The sequence below is a fragment of the Streptomyces sp. NPDC091287 genome (assembly GCF_044768525.1).
GTDB lineage: Bacteria > Actinomycetota > Actinomycetes > Streptomycetales > Streptomycetaceae > Streptomyces.
Genome location: NZ_JBIVUV010000006.1, coordinates 335795 through 353382 on the forward strand (window position 1 = coordinate 335795; position 17588 = coordinate 353382).

15 protein-coding genes are annotated in these 17588 nt (G+C 71.4%); 9 read left to right on the forward strand and 6 right to left on the reverse strand.

The window, feature by feature from the left end; genetic code table 11:
• Nucleotides 1-33 precede the first annotated feature (33 nt).
• On the reverse strand, nucleotides 34-1359 hold the full coding sequence (locus tag ACIQRW_RS12650; RefSeq protein ID WP_403758153.1) for a DUF2252 domain-containing protein: 1326 nt from the start codon (nucleotides 1357-1359) through the stop codon (nucleotides 34-36).
• Nucleotides 1360-1573: 214 nt separating this feature from the next.
• On the opposite strand from ACIQRW_RS12650, the gene dnaE reads away from it, so the two are divergent.
• Nucleotides 1574-5110 (forward strand): DNA polymerase III subunit alpha, encoded by a 3537-nt coding sequence (gene dnaE, locus ACIQRW_RS12655; protein ID WP_361867381.1) that lies wholly within the window; start codon nucleotides 1574-1576, stop codon nucleotides 5108-5110.
• Between the two features lie 104 nt (nucleotides 5111-5214).
• Here dnaE and ACIQRW_RS12660 read toward each other — a convergent pair whose 3' ends face one another.
• Nucleotides 5215-5394: a hypothetical protein gene (locus tag ACIQRW_RS12660; protein ID WP_403758156.1), complete on the reverse strand. Its 180-nt coding sequence runs from the start codon at nucleotides 5392-5394 to the stop codon at nucleotides 5215-5217.
• 346 nt (nucleotides 5395-5740) lie between these two features.
• Here ACIQRW_RS12660 and ACIQRW_RS12665 point away from each other — a divergent pair, with 346 nt between their 5' ends.
• The 4 genes from ACIQRW_RS12665 to ACIQRW_RS12680 all read left to right on the forward strand — a co-directional run bounded on the left by ACIQRW_RS12665 (nucleotide 5741) and on the right by ACIQRW_RS12680 (nucleotide 9866).
• A complete protein-coding gene (locus ACIQRW_RS12665) occupies nucleotides 5741-7003 on the forward strand; it encodes an NYN domain-containing protein (protein ID WP_403758159.1) in 1263 nt (420 codons plus the stop codon).
• Between the two features lie 128 nt (nucleotides 7004-7131).
• On the forward strand, nucleotides 7132-8115 hold the full coding sequence (locus ACIQRW_RS12670; RefSeq protein WP_398615373.1) for an ABC transporter ATP-binding protein: 984 nt from the start codon (nucleotides 7132-7134) through the stop codon (nucleotides 8113-8115).
• A gap of 115 nt (nucleotides 8116-8230) precedes the next feature.
• Nucleotides 8231-9073: an ABC transporter permease gene (locus ACIQRW_RS12675; protein WP_403758162.1), complete on the forward strand. Its 843-nt coding sequence runs from the start codon at nucleotides 8231-8233 to the stop codon at nucleotides 9071-9073.
• A gap of 49 nt (nucleotides 9074-9122) precedes the next feature.
• Complete coding sequence (locus ACIQRW_RS12680) at nucleotides 9123-9866, forward strand: ABC transporter permease (RefSeq protein WP_403758165.1); 744 nt, start codon at nucleotides 9123-9125, stop codon at nucleotides 9864-9866.
• A 135-nt stretch (nucleotides 9867-10001) separates the two neighbouring features.
• Here ACIQRW_RS12680 and ybaK read toward each other — a convergent pair whose 3' ends face one another.
• From ybaK to ACIQRW_RS12700, 4 genes are all read right to left on the reverse strand, one after another.
• Nucleotides 10002-10505 carry a Cys-tRNA(Pro) deacylase gene (gene ybaK, locus ACIQRW_RS12685; RefSeq protein WP_403758168.1) on the reverse strand — a complete coding sequence of 168 codons (504 nt, stop codon included), beginning with the start codon at nucleotides 10503-10505 and terminating at the stop codon, nucleotides 10002-10004.
• Nucleotides 10506-10521: 16 nt separating this feature from the next.
• Nucleotides 10522-11286, reverse strand: a complete 765-nt coding sequence (locus ACIQRW_RS12690) for an LON peptidase substrate-binding domain-containing protein (RefSeq protein WP_403758171.1) — start codon at nucleotides 11284-11286, stop codon at nucleotides 10522-10524.
• A 5-nt stretch (nucleotides 11287-11291) separates the two neighbouring features.
• Nucleotides 11292-12332, reverse strand: a complete 1041-nt coding sequence (locus tag ACIQRW_RS12695) for a hypothetical protein (RefSeq protein ID WP_403758173.1) — start codon at nucleotides 12330-12332, stop codon at nucleotides 11292-11294.
• Nucleotides 12333-12552: 220 nt separating this feature from the next.
• Nucleotides 12553-14154 (reverse strand): oxidoreductase, encoded by a 1602-nt coding sequence (locus tag ACIQRW_RS12700; RefSeq protein ID WP_403758176.1) that lies wholly within the window; start codon nucleotides 14152-14154, stop codon nucleotides 12553-12555.
• Between the two features lie 185 nt (nucleotides 14155-14339).
• Between ACIQRW_RS12700 and hisD the strand changes: the two genes are divergently transcribed.
• From hisD to ACIQRW_RS12720, 4 genes are read left to right on the forward strand one after another with little or no spacing between them, the layout of a single operon-like run.
• Nucleotides 14340-15689, forward strand: a complete 1350-nt coding sequence (hisD, locus tag ACIQRW_RS12705) for a histidinol dehydrogenase (RefSeq protein ID WP_403758179.1) — start codon at nucleotides 14340-14342, stop codon at nucleotides 15687-15689.
• Nucleotides 15686-16822 carry a histidinol-phosphate transaminase gene (locus ACIQRW_RS12710; protein ID WP_403758182.1) on the forward strand — a complete coding sequence of 379 codons (1137 nt, stop codon included), beginning with the start codon at nucleotides 15686-15688 and terminating at the stop codon, nucleotides 16820-16822. The genes hisD and ACIQRW_RS12710 overlap by 4 nt, the downstream gene beginning before the upstream one ends.
• On the forward strand, nucleotides 16819-17415 hold the full coding sequence (gene hisB / locus ACIQRW_RS12715; protein ID WP_093686685.1) for an imidazoleglycerol-phosphate dehydratase HisB: 597 nt from the start codon (nucleotides 16819-16821) through the stop codon (nucleotides 17413-17415). Before ACIQRW_RS12710 ends, hisB begins: the two co-directional genes overlap by 4 nt.
• Entirely contained in the window at nucleotides 17412-17579 is a 168-nt protein-coding gene (locus ACIQRW_RS12720; RefSeq protein ID WP_003969742.1) for a hypothetical protein, read from the forward strand. Before hisB ends, ACIQRW_RS12720 begins: the two co-directional genes overlap by 4 nt.
• Nucleotides 17580-17588: the final 9 nt, after the last annotated feature.

Consider the following 17588-nt stretch of genomic DNA (forward strand, 5'->3'; position numbering starts at 1 on the left):
GTCCCCGGGGTGGCTTCCCGGGGCTCCGGCGCCCTACAGACCCGGGATCCGGCCGTTGCGGAAGAGGTCCACGAAGATCTGGTGGTCCGCGCGGGCCCTCGCCCCGTAGCTGTGGGCGAAGTCGACCAGCATCGGCGCGAAGCTCTCCTCGTCGGCCGCGATGGCCGCGTCGATCGCCCGCTCGGTGGAGAACGGCACCAGTGAGTGCCCGCTCTCGTCGTCGGCGGCCGCGTGCATCGTGGCCGTCGCCCGGCCCAGATCCGCGACGACCGCCGCGATCTCGTCCACCTCGTCGATGTCGGACCAGTCCAGGTCGACCGCGTACGGCGAGACCTCGGCGACCAGCTGACCCGAGCCGTCCAGCTCGGTCCAGCCCAGCCACGGGTCCGCGTGTGCCTGGAGCGCGCGCTGCGAGATCACCGTGCGGTGCCCCTCGTGCTGGAAGTACTCCCGCACGGCGGCGTCTGTGATGTGCCGGGAGACCGCCGGGGTCTGCGCCTGCTTGAGGTAGATCACCACGTCGTTCTCCAGGGCGTCGCTGTTGCCCTCCAGAAGGATGTTGTACGAGGGCAGCCCGGCGGACCCTATGCCGATGCCCCGGCGGCCCACCACGTCCTTGACCCGGTAGGAGTCGGGACGGGTCAGGCTCGACTCGGGCAGCGTCTCCAGATAGCCGTCGAACGCGGCCAGCACCTTGTAGCGCGTCGCGGCGTCCAGGTCGATCGACCCGCCGCCGTCCGCGAACCGGCGCTCGAAGTCCCGGATCACCGTCATCGAGTCCAGCAGCGAGAACCGCGTGCGCGCCCGGGCGGCGCGCAGCGCGCCCAGCAGCGGGCCGTCCGCGGTGTCCAGCGTGAACGGCGGCACCTCGTCGTTCTTCGCACCCGTCGCCAGCGCGCGGATCCGATCGCGGTAGGAGACGGCGAAGATCGTCACCAGCTCGCTGATCTGCTCGTCGGCCAGCGCCTTCGCGTAACCGATCAGCGCCACGGAGGCGGCGAAGCGCTTCAGGTCCCAGGTGAAGGGGCCCACGTACGCCTCGTCGAAGTCGTTGACGTTGAAGACGAGGCGGCCGTTGGCGTCCATGTAGGTGCCGAAGTTCTCCGCGTGGAGATCGCCGTGGATCCACACCCGGCCGGTGCGCTCGTCCAGGAACGGGCCGCCGTGCCGCTCCCGCTCCAGGTCGCCGTAGAACAGGCAGGCCGTGCCCCGGTAGAAGGCGAAGGCCGAGCCCGCCATCTTGCGGAACTTGACCCGGAAAGCGGCCGGATCGGCGGCCAGCAGCTCCCCGAAGGCGGTGTCGAAAACGGCGAGAATCTGCTCCCCGCGCTGCGCTGCGCCGGTCTGCGTTTCCGACATTTCTTGCTGCCTCCTGCTGTAGCTGGCGTGTCTGGCCGGACCGTGGGCCCGCCTGATGGAGTCCTGACCGAGTGCATGACAAAACGGACAGGTGTCCCGCTCTCTCCAACGCTCGGCGGAAGCCGGGAGTGCCCGTCGTTCGACTCCGTCACGTCGTAGACTTCCACGCTGTCCCCCCGTCCGTCATCGCCCGACTTCCCGGAGGCCCGACGCCGTGACCAAGCCGCCCTTCACGCACCTGCACGTTCACACCCAGTACTCGCTGCTGGACGGTGCGGCGCGGCTCAAGGACATGTTCGAGGCCTGCAACGAGATGGGCATGTCGCACATCGCGATGACCGACCACGGCAACCTCCACGGGGCCTACGACTTCTTCCACTCGGCGACGAAGGCGGGCGTCACGCCGATCATCGGCATCGAGGCGTATGTCGCCCCGGAGTCGCGCAAACACAAGCGCAAGGTGCAGTGGGGACAGCCGCACCAGAAGCGTGACGATGTGTCCGGATCCGGTGGGTACACCCACAAGACGATCTGGGCGTCCAACAAGACCGGACTGCACAACCTCTTCCGGCTCTCCTCCGACGCGTACGCCGAGGGCTGGCTCCAGAAGTGGCCCCGGATGGACAAGGAGACCATCTCCCAGTGGTCCGAGGGCCTCATCGCCTCCACCGGCTGCCCCTCCGGCGAGGTGCAGACCCGGCTGCGGCTCGGCCAGTTCGACGAGGCGGTCCAGGCGGCCTCCGACTACAAGGACATCTTCGGGGCGGACAAGTACTTCCTGGAGCTGATGGACCACGGCATCGAGATCGAGCGCCGGGTCCGCGACGGGCTGCTGGAGATCGGCAAGAAGCTCGACATCCCGCCGCTCGTGACGAACGACTCCCACTACACGTACGCCCACGAGGCCACCGCCCACGACGCCCTGCTCTGCATCCAGACCGGCAAGAACCTCTCGGACCCCGACCGCTTCCGCTTCGACGGCACGGGCTACTACCTCAAGACGACGGACGAGATGTACGCCGTCGACTCCTCCGACGCCTGGCAGCAGGGCTGCGCCAACACGCTCCTGGTCGCCCAGCAGATCGACACCACCGGCATGTTCGAGGCGAAGAACCTCATGCCGAAGTTCGAGATCCCGGACGGCTTCACGGAGATCACCTGGTTCCAGGAGGAGGTCCGGGTCGGCATGGGCCGCCGCTTCCCGAACGGCGTCCCCGACGACCGGCAGAAGCAGGTCGAGTACGAGATGGACATCATCATCCAGATGGGGTTCCCGGGGTACTTCCTGGTCGTCGCCGACTTCATCATGTGGGCCAAGAACAACGGCATCGCGGTGGGCCCCGGCCGTGGTTCCGCCGCCGGATCGATCGTCTCGTACGCCATGGGCATCACCGACCTCGACCCGATCGAGCACGGGCTGATCTTCGAGCGGTTCCTCAACCCCGAGCGCGTCTCCATGCCCGACGTCGACATCGACTTCGACGAGCGTCGGCGCGTCGAGGTGATCCGGTACGTGACCGAGAAGTACGGGGCCGACAAGGTCGCCATGATCGGCACCTACGGCAAGATCAAGGCCAAGAACGCCATCAAGGACTCCGCCCGCGTGCTGGGCTACCCGTACGCGATGGGCGACCGGCTCACCAAGGCCATGCCCGCCGACGTCCTCGGCAAGGGCATCGACCTCAACGGCATCACCGACCCCAAGCACCCGCGCTACAGCGAGGCGGGCGAGATCCGGGGGATGTACGAGAGCGAACCGGACGTCAAGAAGGTCATCGACACCGCCAAGGGCGTCGAGGGCCTGGTCCGGCAGATGGGCGTGCACGCCGCCGGCGTGATCATGTCCAGCGAGCCGATCGTCGACCACGCGCCGCTCTGGACGCGACACACCGACGGCGTCACCATCACGCAGTGGGACTACCCGCAGTGCGAGTCGCTCGGCCTGCTGAAGATGGACTTCCTGGGCCTGCGCAACCTGACGATCATGGACGACGCCATCAAGATGGTGAAGTCCAACAAGGGCGTCGACCTGGAGATGCTCTCCCTCCCGCTGGACGACCCCAAGACGTACGAACTGCTCTGCCGCGGCGACACGCTCGGCGTCTTCCAGTTCGACGGCGGGCCGATGCGCTCCCTGCTGCGCCAGATGCAGCCCGACAACTTCGAGGACATCTCCGCCGTCTCGGCCCTCTACCGGCCGGGCCCGATGGGCATGAACTCGCACACGAACTACGCGGAGCGCAAGAACGGCCGCCAGGAGATCACCCCGATCCACCCGGAGCTGGAGGAGCCCCTCAAGGAGGTCCTCGGCCTCACGTACGGCCTGATCGTCTACCAGGAGCAGGTCCAGAAGGCCGCCCAGATCGTCGCCGGGTACTCGCTGGGCGAGGCCGACATCCTGCGCCGTGTGATGGGCAAGAAGAAGCCCGAGGAACTGGCGAAGAACTTCGTCCTCTTCGAGGCGGGCGCCAAGAAGAACGGCTTCTCCGACGCCGCGATCAAGGCGCTGTGGGACGTGCTGGTCCCGTTCGCCGGTTACGCCTTCAACAAGGCGCACTCCTCCGCGTACGGGCTGGTCACCTACTGGACCGGATACCTCAAGGCCAACTACCCCGCCGAGTACATGGCCGCCCTGCTGACCTCGGTCAAGGACGACAAGGACAAGTCCGCGGTCTACCTCAACGAGTGCCGCCGCATGGGCATCAAGGTGCTCCCCCCCAACGTCAACGAGTCGCTGTCCAACTTCGCCGCCCAGGGTGACGACGTGATCCTCTTCGGCCTGACCGCCATCCGCAACGTCGGCCAGAACGTCGTCGACTCGATCATCCGGTCCCGCAAGGCGAAGGGGAAGTACAGCACCTTCCCCGACTTCCTCGACAAGGTCGAGGCGGTCGTCTGCAACAAGCGCACCGTGGAATCGCTCATCAAGGCCGGCGCGTTCGACGAGATGGGCCACACCCGCAAGGGCCTCGTCGCCCACCACGAGCCGATGATCGACAACGTGGTGCAGGTCAAGCGCAAGGAGGCCGAGGGTCAGTTCGACCTCTTCGGGGGCGGCGAGGAGGAGAGCGGCGAGCCGGGGTTCGGGCTCGACGTGGAGTTCTCCGACATCGAGTGGGAGAAGGCCTACCTCCTCGCCCAGGAACGGGAAATGCTCGGCCTGTACGTCTCCGACCACCCGCTGTTCGGCCTGGAGCACGTGCTGTCCGACAAGGCCGACTCCTCGATCTCCCAGCTCATGAGCGGGGACTACGGAGACGGCGCCATCGTCACCGTCGGCGGCATCATCTCCGGCCTCCAGCGCAAGATGACCAAGCAGGGCAACGCCTGGGCCATCGCCACCGTGGAGGACCTGGCCGGTTCCATCGAGTGCATGTTCTTCCCCGCCACCTACCAACTGGTCTCCACCCAGCTCGTCGAGGACACCGTCGTCTTCGTCAAGGGACGGCTCGACAAGCGCGAGGACGTGCCCCGGCTGGTCGCCATGGAGATGCAGGTCCCCGACATCTCCAACGCCGGGACCAACGCGCCCGTCGTCCTCACCATCCCCACCGTGAAGATCACCCCGCCCATGGTCACCCGGCTCGGCGAGGTGCTCAGCCACCACCGGGGCGACACCGAGGTGCGCATCAAGCTCCAGGGCCCCCGCAAGACCACGGTCCTCCGGCTCGACCGGCACCGGGTCAAGGCCGATTCGGCCCTCTTCGGCGACCTGAAGGTGCTGCTCGGCCCGGCCTGCCTGGCCGGCTGAGCAGGCGCCACCGCCGACGAGAACGGCAGGAGGGGCGTCCCGCATGTGCGGGACGCCCCTCTCGCTGTCCTCAACGCCTGTCTCTACCGCGAGCGGCCGACGGGTCAGTTGTGGCCGAAGCGTCGCTGATGCTTGCGCGCCACGTCGGACGGGCTGCCCTGGGCCTGCGTCTGCGCCTCGTTCTGCGACTCGTACGCCGTCGACTTGGCCTGCTCCGCGCTACGCTCCGACGCGGACGCGCGGTCGTGCTGGCTGCCCTGCTTGCGGTTCTTGTTCTTGGCCATGGTGAATGCCTCCTGTGGGGAATCCTGGGGGGCCAGGACCGCTGTCAGATTCACATAGCGCCGCAAACACCGCATGTTGGATCATTACCGTGCGTAGCGGTTTCCGCAGTGGGGCCCCGTTCCACCGCCTTCGCCCGGTCTTTCCGCGTTTCCCCGACGCCTTGCGCAACGCGACCTTCTTCCCTTCTCGCCTTTCCCTCCCCCTTCCTTTCCGGATCCGCCACGCCGATGATCCAGTTCCGGCCGTTAACCCCCGCGCGGTCGGGCAGACTCGAAGGAAACCCTGGGTAAGCGGACCCGGTCATCGAGGAGCGGGCCGCTGAACCGTTCCCGAATTCGGAAGAGGGTGGAACGCGTGGACCGTTGCGTCGTCCTGGTGGACGCCGGCTACTTGCTGGGCGCAGCCGCGAGTCTGCTGGCCGGAGAGCCCGCCCGTTCCCGCATCACCGTCGACCACGCGGCCCTCATCCAGGGGCTGCGCGAGCGTGCCGAGGCCGACACCCAACAGCCCCTGCTGCGCATCTACTGGTTCGACGGCGCCCCCGACCGGGTGCCCCAGCCCGAGCACCGCCGGCTCCGCGTGATGCCCCGCGTGACCGTCCGGCTCGGCGCCCTGACCCGCAGCGACGGGCGCTGGGCGCAGAAGGGCGTCGACGCCGCCATGCACGCCGAGCTGACCGAACTGGCCCGGAACCGGGCCTGCTCCGACGTGGTCCTGGTGACCGGTGACGGCGATCTGCTGCCCGGTCTGATGTCCGCCAAGGAACACGGGGTAGCCGTCCACCTCTGGGCCGTGCAGGCCGCCGACGGCGACTACAACCAGTCCGAGGACCTCGTCGCCGAGGCCGACGAACGGCGGGTCCTGGACCGGGCCTGGATCACCAAGGCCGTACGCGCCAAGGACCTCGGCGGCACCTGCGCCCCGCCGCCCGTCCCGCGCCCCGAGATCGCCGCGATCCTCTCCGCACCGCTGCCGGAGGCCGCCCTCGCCGCCTCCGCCGAACGCGCCTCCGAGGCCCAGGCCGCCGCGGCCCGGAGCGGCGCCGCCGCCCCCGCCGAGAACGCCGCAGCAGCGTCCGACACCCCGTCCGCCCCCGGCCACAAGACCGTCCCCACCCCCAAGGATCTGGCCGCGCTGCGCGCCCACGCCACCCACCCGGACCGCCAGCACCCGCCCCAGCCCGCGAACGCCACGCTGCGCTGGTCCTCCGACAAGGGCTGGGTGGAGCGCGGCGGGCCCCTCGGCGAGCCGGCGGAGACCGCGTCCCTGCCGACCCTTGCCCAGGTCACCAGCGCCGAACAGCGCTGGGCGGACCGGGAAGAGGACATCACCACCGTCGGCGGCGACCCCTTCGAGGTGGGCCAGGTCTTCGCCCGCCGCTGGATGGAGCGCCTGCCGGAAACCGTCCACCTGCAGAAACTCTCCACCATGTACCCGCGCATCCCGCACCGGATCGACGGTGAACTCCTGCGGTACGCGGCCCGCTTCGGGCTCCTCGCCCACAAGGACGACCAGATCGACGAGCACGACCGGTACGCGATCCGGGCCGGCTTCTGGCGGGAGATCGACGTGCGGGCCGCCGCCGAGCACGTACCGGCGGGGGAGTAGCCGTCCCGCACCGCCCCGCGCCGCCCGGCGACGCGGGGTGGCCCCGGACGTGAACCGGGGCATGTGACCCCGTACCCTCGTACCTCGTGAGTACGGGCACTGCACAGGCGCAGAGGGACACCGGCACCGTGTGCGCGGTGCGCGATCTGGTCAAGACCTATCCCGCCGTCCGAGGCCGTCGGGGTACTCCCGCGACGCCCGAGGTCCGCGCCACCGACAGCATCAGTCTGGACGTCGAGCGCGGCGAGATCTTCGGACTGCTCGGCCCCAACGGCGCCGGCAAGTCCACCCTGGTCCGCCAGCTCACCGGGCTGATGCGGCCCGACTCCGGCAGCGTCGAGGTGCTGGGCCACGACCTCGTACGCCACCCCGAGCGGGCCTCCCGGCTGATCGGCTACCTCGGGCAGGAATCCACCGCCCTCGACGAACTGACCGTCTCGCTCGCCGCCGAGACCACGGGGCGGCTGCGCGGTCTCGCCGTTCGGGACGCGCGCGCCGAGCGGGACGCGGTCCTGGAGGAGCTGGGCCTCACCGCGATCGCCGGGCGGCCCCTGAAGAAGCTCTCCGGCGGTCAGCGGCGGCTCGCCTGCTTCGCCGCCACCCTGGTCGGCGACCGGCCCGTCCTCGTCCTCGACGAACCGACCACCGGAATGGACCCGGTCGCCCGCCGCGCCGTCTGGGCCGCCGTCGACCGTCGCCGGGCGGAGCGCGGGGCCACCGTCCTGCTGGTCACCCACAACGTGATCGAGGCCGAGACCGTCCTCGACCGGGTCGCCGTCCTCGAACGCGGCCGGGTCATCGCCTGCGACACCCCCGCCGGGCTCAAGGAGCAGGTCGCCGGGGAGGTGCGCGTCGAGCTGGTGTGGCGTGAACGGGCCCCGCTGGACGTCCCCGAGGTGGCGGCTCTGCGGCCGTCCGCCCAGGAGTCCGGGCGGCGCTGGGTGCTGCGGCTCGGGCCGGACGAGGCGCGGGCAGCGGTCGCCGCGGTGACGGGCGGCGCGGCCTTCGCCGCGCTCGACGATTTCACCCTGGCCACGCCCAGCCTGGAGGATGTCTATCTCGCGCTCGGGGGAGACGCGGCCAATGCGACCAAGGGGCTGGTTAAGGCGTGAGAGGCGTGGGCAGCGTGAACGGGGTGAACACGGTGAACGCGGTGCATGTACGCGGCAGTTCGGGTGTGTTGGACGTGTTGGACGTGTTGGACCTGTCTCAGGGGGGCAGCCGCAGGTGACAAGCATCATTCCGGCCAGGACCGCACCGCCGGGCGTCCGGCCCGCGCCCGGCACCTCCGGCACGGGCCCCGCCCGCACCGTCGCCGGGCCCCTCGCGCCGCGCGCCCGGCTGCTGCCCTCGCTGGCCGCCGTCTACCGCGCCCAGCTCTCCCGGGCGCGCGTCGCCCGGATCCCGCTGCTCTTCGTGGCGACCTTCCAGTCCGTCGGGATCATGGTCCTGATGCGGGGGGTCGTGGACGGCGGCGCGGAGGCCCGCGCGGTGGTCGCGGGATCCAGCGTCCTGGTCGTCGCGTTCGTCGCGCTCAACCTGCTCGCCCAGTACTTCGGGCAGCTGCGGGCGGGCGGTGGGCTCGACCACTACGCCACCCTGCCGGTTCCGCCCGCCGCGGTGGTGCTCGGCGCGGCCGCCGCCTACGCCTCGTTCACCGTGCCCGGCACGGTCTTCACGGCGATCACCGGAAGCGTGCTGTTCCAGCTGCCGATGACCCATCTGTGGGTCCTGGTGGCCGTCGTCCCGCTCTCCGGCGCGGCCCTGGCCGGTCTCGGCGCCGCCCTCGGGCTGCTCGCCCCGCGTCCGGAGCTGGCGACCCTGCTGGGCCAGCTGGGGATGTCCGCCGCCCTGCTGCTCGGGGTGCTGCCGGCCGACCGGCTGCCGGAGCCGGTGGGGTGGGCGCGTGACCTGCTGCCCTCGACGTACGGGGTCGAGGCGCTGGCCCGGTCCTTCGACGCCCGCCCGGACTGGGGGCTCATCGCGTTCTTCCTGGCGATCTGCGCGGCGGTGGGTGTTCTCTCGCTGGCCGTGGCGACGTGGGCGTACCGGCGGGCCGCCGTACGCTAGCGGCGCCGGGGGCGGCCCGGGTGCGGCATCCGGTGAGGCGCCTCACAGGGTGGCCTGGCACGATGGCACGGTGACCGCACCTCTGACGCCGCCCCACCAGCCCGGCCCCCATGACCCGTGGCAGGCCCCGCCCTCGGGCTCCCACCCAGCGCCCTCGGTGGGCGATCCGGACAACCCGGATACGGCCACGGAGCTCCGTCAGGCCGCCGTCGTCCTCGTCCTGGTCGCGCTCGCGGGCCTCGCGCTCGGGCTGCTGTGGCTGTGGCTCGCGCCGCGTGTGCCGCTGGTCTCCGACGACACGGCCGTCTTCCTCAAGAACAGCGAGGGCGAGGAGGCGATCGGGGCGGACGGGACGTTCGTCCTGCTGGCCCTCGGCTTCGGCGCGCTCTCGGCCGCCGCCGTCTTCTGGCGGCTGCGTCGCGGGGGCGTCATCGTGGTCGTGGGGCTGGCGCTGGGCGCGCTGCTCGCCTCGCTGGTGGCGTGGCGGGTCGGCATCTGGCTGGGACCGTCGTCCGACGTGGTGGCGCGGGCCCGGGAGGCCGGCCAGGGCGTGACGTTCGACGCGCCGCTGGAGCTGCACTCGGTGTGGGTGGCGGTGCTGGCGTGGCCGTTCGCGGCGATGGGGATCCATCTGCTGCTCACGGCGGCGTTCGGGCCGCGGGATGTGGGGCCGGACTGGTCGGGGTACTCGGAGTATTACGGGGGGCCGGTGCAGGGGCCCCTGGCGGGGCCGTCTACCGGGTCTCCGGGTGGGGGGACGCCTTCTGCGGGTGGGGGTGGTGGGGCGGCCTAGGGTCGCCTGCGGCGGGCCTGTTCCCCTACCCATCCCCAAGCTCTCAACTTCGTTCGAGCAGGGGAGACCCCACTCTTCCCGAAACCGGGGCGCTGCCCCGGGCCCCGCTCCTCAATCGCCGGAGGGGCTGGAAATTCAGTCCCTCCGCGCGATCTCCGCGAACGTCGCCCCCGCCAGTTCCGCCAGATCCGTGGCCGCCAGTTCGACCTCCAGGCCGCGGCGGCCCGCCGACACGCAGATCGTGGGGTGGGCGCGCGCCGACGTGTCCAGTACCGTGCGCAGGCGCTTGCGCTGGCCCAGGGGGGAGATGCCGCCGCGTACGTAGCCCGTGGTGCGTTCCGCGGCGGCCGGGTCCGCCATCGCGGCGCGTTTGCCGCCCACCGCGGAGGCCAGGGCCTTGAGGTCCAGGGAGCCGGCCACCGGGACCACCGCGACCGTCAGAGCGCCGTCCACGTCCGCCACCAGGGTCTTGAAGACCCGGTCGGGGGAGACGCCCAGGGCCTCGGCGGCCTCCTCGCCGTAGGACGGGCTCGCCGGGTCGTGGTCGTAGGCGTGGACCGTGAAGGCGGTGCCCGCCGCGGTCAGGGCGACCGTGGCCGGGGTGCCGCCCGACTGCTGCTTCTTGGGTTTCTTCGCCACCGGGGGCCTGTTCTCGTCAGTTGGGGTGGGTGGGGGCCCGGGTCAGGTCGGTCGCGGGCAGCGAGGGCAGGTGCCGGATGACCGCGGTCTCCTTGCGCAGCAGCGTCAGCTCCTCGCGCAGTCGGGTCGCCGTGTCCGGGGCCTGGAGCAGGCGCTGTTTGGTGGGGACGTCCAGGACGGTCGCCGCCGCGACCAGGTAGGAGATCACGGACGGGTCGTCGGGGAGGTCGGCGCCGGTCGCCAGCGACCGTTCGCTCGCCCCGGCCAGCCGCTTCTGGTAGGTGCGGAAGGCCCGCAGGACGCCCTCGGCGAGCGCTCCCGCCTCGTCCCCCTCGTCCTCGCCGGGCGGTTCCTCGGTCAGCTCCTCGACCTCGGCGGTCAGATACGGGCCGCTCGCCTCGACGGACAGCAGCCTGACCCGGGTGGTGCCGGTGGCCAGGACCTCGAAGCTGCCGTCGGCGCGCTCGCGGATCGTCGCCGCGTCGGCGACGCAGCCCACCCGGTGGAAGGTCTGGATCGGGTCGGGGCCGAAGCCCTCCGCCGGGGCGCGCTCGGAGGGAGGGGCGGCCGCGACGGTGTCCGGCATGCCGGTGGCCGTCGGGGCGGTCTCGCGGCCGTCGCGGATCGCGACCACGACGAAGCGGCGAGGTTCGTCCTCGTCGCTCTTCAGCAGCTCCCGCATCATGGCGCGATATCGCTCTTCGAAGACGTTGAGCGGCAGCACCAGGCCGGGGAACAGCACCGCGTTGAGCGGGAAAAGGGGAAGGCGGGCGGTGGTCACAACGCTCAAGCGTAATGGCCCCGGGGGCGGCCGTGGTCGGCCCGGTTGCGCAACGGGGTCAGGGAGGCCGCCTGGAGCCGTGCGCCGTCCCGCGCGTCCAGGAACCGGCCGAGCGCGTCCTCGGACACCGACGACCACGGGAACGACGTCGCGTACAGGCCGATCAGGTTGAACTGGTGCAGCGCCTCCGCCCAGCGGCCCCGGGCGAGCAGGACGTACGCGAGGAGGTTGCGGACCTCGGCCGGCCACGGATCGCCGGGCCGGTAGGCGGCGGAGAGCCTGATCGCCAGGTCGGCCGCCGCGTCGATCCGCTCCTCCAGTACGGAGGTGGTGCGGCCCGCCGCCTGGGTGTCCAGGAGCAGCGCGAAGGCCGCCCGGACGGGGAGGGCCTGCACCAGGGAGTCGGGCAGCGCGTCCTCGGCGGCCTGCTCGGCGAAGTCGAAGCACTCGCGGTGCGAGCCGTACCAGGCGGCGGAGAGGTAGCGCAGGGCCGCCACATGGCAGCCGTAGTGGTGCGCGGAGCGCCGTACGGCCTGCTCCCACAGCGCTTCGAAGGCGGTGTGCGAGGCGTGGGTGCCGCGTGCGTGGTCCAGGGCGAGCCGCCACGGCACGGGGTCGCGCGGGTCCGCGTCGGCGGCGGCGGTGATCAGCGGGCCGACCTCGCGGAGCCGTTCCGCGCGGGCGGGCGACTCCCAGGCCCGGCGGACCGACAGCTCCGCCTTGACCAGCAGCGCGTCCGGGTCGCGCGGGGCGGCGGCCAGCCAGTCGACGAGCCAGCCGTCCCGGCCGCGGGCGAAGGCGACGAGCCGGCCGAGGTAGCGGTCCCGGTTCTCCCAGTCGGCGGCGGACCGGGTGGTGGCGAGCAGTTCGGCGGCGGGTTCGTAGTCGCCCAGGGCAGCGGCGACCAGCGCGGGAGAGAGCCGCTCGTCCGGGGCGTCGAGCAGCACCGCGTCATCCGCGGACAGTCCGGCGGACAGCGGAGGGCTGTGCCGGATCATGCGCGCGGTACTGAGCAGAGCGCGAAGGAATGCCATGGTGCAGACCATTGAAAAGCGCTGGTGAGGGCCGCGCCAGGGGTGTGCTGTGAAGCTTCTGTGCCGAGTGAATGGGTTGTATCGGACCGGGTCAAGAAAGGGCAAAGGAAATGTCCTTCGATGGCTTGATCGCACCCTCCCGTGACGCTCGCCCGTCCCTACGGTCACACGGTGCGGGCGGCCGGGTCCCTGGCCCCGACCGCCCCACGCCCGCGTGCGCAGCCCTCCGGGGTCAGCCCCTGCGCAGCATCCGGGACGCCCCCGCCGCCACCGTGGTGGCCAGAACCCACCCCACCAGCACCAGACCGGCCGCGGCCCACTGCCAGGCGTCCTCCATCCGCCAGTAGCCGTCCTGCCCGAGGTTGATCACCGGGATCAGCAGGTCCAGCGCGTACAGGGCGGGGTTCCACTGCGGATGCTCCTCGCCCTTGATGGAGGGCGGAACGTGCTGCGCGAACGCCGCCGTGCCCGCCGCCCACAGCACCGCCATCCACACCGCGGCCCGCCCCGGACGGTAGCCGTACGCCACCGTCCAGTCCTGGAGGTAGCCCCACGCCTTCGCGGCGGGCGGCAGCGTCTCGCGGCGGCGGCGCTGCTTGGCCAGCAACACCTCGCGCGCGTCCGCGTCCTCGCCGCAACTGCGCATCACCGTGGCCAGCCGCTCGTACGGCTCGGGGACGTACTCCGGGGTCGCGGCCTGCACCCACTCCAGCCGCCGGGAGAGCGGGAAGTGGCCGTAGGGGACGAGGTTCTCGTAGACGAAGCCGCCCATCGCCAGACCGCCCGGGCCCGGCCAGCTCGTCGACAGGTCGATCAGGGTCACCACCTTCGCGCCGTTCAGCACGACCCGGCCCTCCTCCGGGCGCTCCGCGTTGAACCGCAGCTCCGGCGTCACGATCCGGCGCAGCGACAGCTCCTCCTGCCGGGTCATGGTGAACCGGGCCTTGTGCAGGTCCACCGCGTCCCCGAACCGCCCGTCGTCCAGCCGCACCCCGCCCCGGCACTCGAAGATCTGCGAGCGGGTGCCGCGCGCCGGCGTCGGGGCGTAGACCACGCCGTACGGGGGAGTGGTGCCCTGGTTCCCCGTGTCGACGCTCACCCACGCCTCGGTCATGTAGAGCGTGCGCTCCACCGTCAGCTGCGGGGCGTTCAGCGCGCGACGGTCCTCCGCGGCGCGCAGCCGGCTGCCGCGCAGGCTCAGCGAACCGCCCACCTTCGCCCCGCGCAGGCTCAGCTCGCCGAGCGTCTCGATCATCTCGGCCTGGAGGTCCTGGGCGACCGCCATGCCGTCCCCGACGACGGCCCGGCCGTGCCGGTCCGGGCCGACGCTGAGCTGGTTGATCAGCAGATCCGTGCCGATCTGGGCGTCGGTCAGCCGGATGCCCCGGTCGACCCGGCAGCGCGGCAGATGCAGATCGCCCTCAGTGTGCAGCCGCGCGGCCTCCAGCCGTGGCAGCGCGCACCCCACCAGCCGCAGGGTCGTGAAGTGGCACTCGGGGAGCACCACCTCCTGCTCGAAGCGGCAGCCGGTCAGCTCCACGTACGGAGCCACCCGGCCGCCCGCCAGATCCAGCTTTCCGGTGATCCGCACCCCCCGGAGCTTCAGCGCCGCCACCCGGCCGGGCCGGGCCGGCGGGCCGCTCAGCAGCAGTCGCGCCACCGTGCGCGCGCCGACGCTCCGCTCGGGCCCCCACACCTGCGGGGCGAACGGATCGTTGTGGGTCGGGTCGTAGCTGCGTAAGTCGTAGGTGGTCCCGTTGCGGAAGGACTGCCACATGCCCAGCTCCGCTGCGCTGAGGCCGTCCGGGATATCGCCTTCGTGCGGCTCGGTCACGGCCGCTCCCTCCGTGCACACATGCTGTAGTGCTGTTCTTCCCTCCCTGTGACGCCGTGAAAGCTAGCGGTCAGCAGTGACAGCCGGACATGGCCGAGACGCGTATCGCCCAGTGGTACGGGCGACCGATATCAGCCAGTGATACGGGCGACCGGTCGCTCCGAGCGGTCTGAGAGAATTGCCGTGTGATCTCTCGAATCGATCTGCGCGGTGACGTCCTCCCCGAGGGCGCCGCCCTGCGCGACCTGCTGCCCCGTGCCGAGTTCGACGTGGAAGCCGCCCTGGAGACGGTGCGGCCCATCTGCGAGGACGTGCGCCATCGTGGCTCCGCGGCAGTGATCGACTGGGGGGAGAAACTGGACGGTGTCCGGATCGCGTCGGTCCGGGTGCCCGCCGACGCCATCACCCGCGCCCTGGCGGAGCTGGACCCGGCCGTCCGGGCAGCACTCGAGGAGTCGATCCGCCGCGCCCGCCTCGTCCACCGCGAGCAGCGCCGCACCACGCACACCACCCAGGTCGTCCCCGGCGGCACCGTCACCGAGAAGTGGGTGCCCGTCGAGCGCGTCGGGCTCTACGTCCCCGGCGGCCGCTCGGTCTACCCCTCCTCCGTCGTGATGAACGTCGTCCCGGCCCAGGAGGCGGGCGTCGAGGGCGTCGCGGTCGCCTCCCCGCCGCAGAAGGACTTCGGCGGGCTGCCGCACCCCACGATCCTCGCCGCCTGCGCCCTGCTCGGCGTAGACGAGGTGTACGCGGCCGGCGGCTCCCAGGCCATCGCGATGTTCGCGTACGGCACCGAGGACTGCCTCCCGGTCAACCTGGTCACCGGCCCCGGCAACATCTACGTCGCCGCCGCCAAGCGCCTCCTCAAGGGCCGCATCGGCATCGACGCCGAGGCCGGGCCCACCGAGATCGCGATCCTCGCCGACGCCACCGCCGACCCGGCGCACGTGGCCGCCGACCTGATCAGCCAGGCCGAGCACGACCCGATGGCCGCCGCCGTCCTGGTCACCGACTCCGAGGAGCTGGCCGCCGCCACCGAGGCCGAGCTGGCCCCCCAGGTCGCCGCCACCAAGCACATCAAGGACCGCGTCGAGCCCGCCCTGGCCGGCCGCCAGTCCGCGATCGTCCTGGTCTCCTCCATCGAGGACGGCCTCAAGGTCGTCGACGCGTACGGCGCCGAGCACCTGGAGATCCAGACCGCCGACGCGGCCGCCGTCGCCGACCGGGTCCGCAACGCCGGAGCGATCTTCGTCGGCCCCTGGTCGCCCGTCTCGCTCGGCGACTACTGCGCCGGCTCCAACCACGTCCTGCCCACCGGCGGCTGCGCCTGCCACTCCTCGGGCCTGTCCGTGCAGTCCTTCCTGCGCGGCATCCACATCGTCGACTACAGCCGCGACGCGCTCGCCGAGGTCACCCACCACGTCGTGACCCTCGCCGAGGCGGAGGACCTCCCCGCCCACGGCGCGGCCCTCAAGGCACGTTTCGCCGAAGGCGAACTCGACGAGCGCAGTGGCTGGAAGGTTCCGCAGCAGTGAGAGACGACAGCACCACCCGCGAGACCGTGAACCCCTGGGACGAGCTCCCCATCCGCGACGAACTGCGCGGCCAGTCCCCGTACGGCGCACCCCAGCTCGACGTCCCCGTACGCCTCAACACCAACGAGAATCCGTACCCGCTCCCCGAGGCGCTGGTCGACCGGATCGCCGAGCGGGTCCGCGAGGCCGCCCGCGGCCTCAACCGCTACCCCGACCGGGACGCCGTCGAGCTCCGCACCGAGCTGGCCCGCTACCTGTCCCGCACGGCTGGACACACGGTGAGCAGGGCCAACGTATGGGCCGCCAACGGCTCCAACGAGGTCCTCCAGCAGCTGCTCCAGACCTTCGGCGGGCCCGGCCGCACCGCGATCGGCTTCGAACCCTCGTACTCCATGCACGCCCTGATCTCCAGGGGCACCGGCACCGGCTGGATCTCCGGCCCGCGCAACGACGACTTCACCATCGACGTGGACGCCGCCCGCGCCGCCATCGCCGAGCACCGCCCCGGGGTCGTCTTCATCACCTCGCCCAACAACCCCACCGGCACAGCCGTCGACGCGGAGACCGTCCTCGCCCTGTACGACGCCGCCCAGGCCGCCGGCCCCTCGATGGTCGTCGTCGACGAGGCCTACGGCGAGTTCAGCCACCACCCCTCGCTGCTCCCGCTGATCGAGGGCCGCCGCAACCTGGTCCTCTCCCGGACCATGTCCAAGGCGTTCGGCGCGGCCGGGCTCCGCCTCGGCTACCTCGCCGCCGACCCGGCCGTGGTCGACGCGGTCCAGCTGGTACGGCTGCCGTACCACCTCTCCTCCGTCACCCAGGCCACCGCGCTCGCCGCCCTGGAGCACACCGATACGCTGCTGGGATACGTCGCGCAGCTCAAGAGCGAGCGCGACCGGCTGGTGGCCGAGCTGCGCGCCACCGGCTACGAGGTCACCGACTCGGACGCCAACTTCGTCCAGTTCGGCCGCTTCGACGACAGCCACGCCGTCTGGCAGCAGATCCTCGACCGGGGCGTCCTGGTCCGGGACAACGGCGTACCGGGATGGCTGCGGGTCTCCGCGGGAACCCCGGCAGAGAACGACGCGTTCCTCGATGCGGTACGCGAACTGAAGAAGGAGCACGACGCATGAGCCCCCGCGTAGGCCGCGTGGAACGCACCACGAAGGAAACGTCCGTGCTCGTCGAGATCAACCTCGACGGCACCGGCAAGGTCGATGTCGCCACCGGGGTCGGCTTCTACGACCACATGCTCGACCAGCTCGGCCGCCACGGCCTCTTCGACCTCACGGTCAAGACCGAGGGCGACCTGCACATCGACAGCCACCACACCATCGAGGACACCGCCCTCGCGCTCGGCGCCGCCTTCAAGCAGGCCCTCGGCGACAAGGTCGGCATCTACCGCTTCGGCAACTGCACCGTCCCGCTGGACGAGTCGCTCGCCCAGGTCACCGTCGACCTCTCCGGCCGCCCCTACCTCGTGCACACCGAGCCCGAGAAGATGGCGCCGATGATCGGCGAGTACGACACGACGATGACCCGGCACATCCTGGAGTCCTTCGTCGCCCAGGCGCAGATCGCCCTGCACGTCCACGTGCCGTACGGGCGCAACGCCCACCACATCGTCGAGTGCCAGTTCAAGGCGCTCGCCCGCGCCCTGCGGTACGCCTGCGAGCACGACCCGCGCGCCGCCGGCATCCTGCCTTCCACGAAGGGCGCCCTGTGACCGGCCTCAACACCATCCTGATCGTCGTCGGCCTCTTCCTGGCCGGCGGCGTCTACTCCTTCGCGAAGCAGGGGATGCCCAAGGGCGTCATCGTGCTGCTGTCGATCGGCTCCGTGATGTGCCTGGTGGCGGGCATCCTGCGGATCCAGGGACTGTGGGACTGAGAGGCACGC

Bases quoted from the DNA above. Each gene is read 5' to 3' on its own strand.
- ACIQRW_RS12650 (WP_403758153.1), bottom strand. From the start codon at position 1,359: ATGTCGGAAACGCAGACCGGCGCAGCGCAGCGCGGGGAGCAGATTCTC.
- ACIQRW_RS12660 (WP_403758156.1), bottom strand. From the start codon at position 5,394: ATGGCCAAGAACAAGAACCGCAAGCAGGGCAGCCAGCACGACCGCGCG.
- ACIQRW_RS12695 (WP_403758173.1), bottom strand. From the start codon at position 12,332: ATGGTCTGCACCATGGCATTCCTTCGCGCTCTGCTCAGTACCGCGCGC.
- hisB (WP_093686685.1), top strand. From the start codon at position 16,819: ATGAGCCCCCGCGTAGGCCGCGTGGAACGCACCACGAAGGAAACGTCC.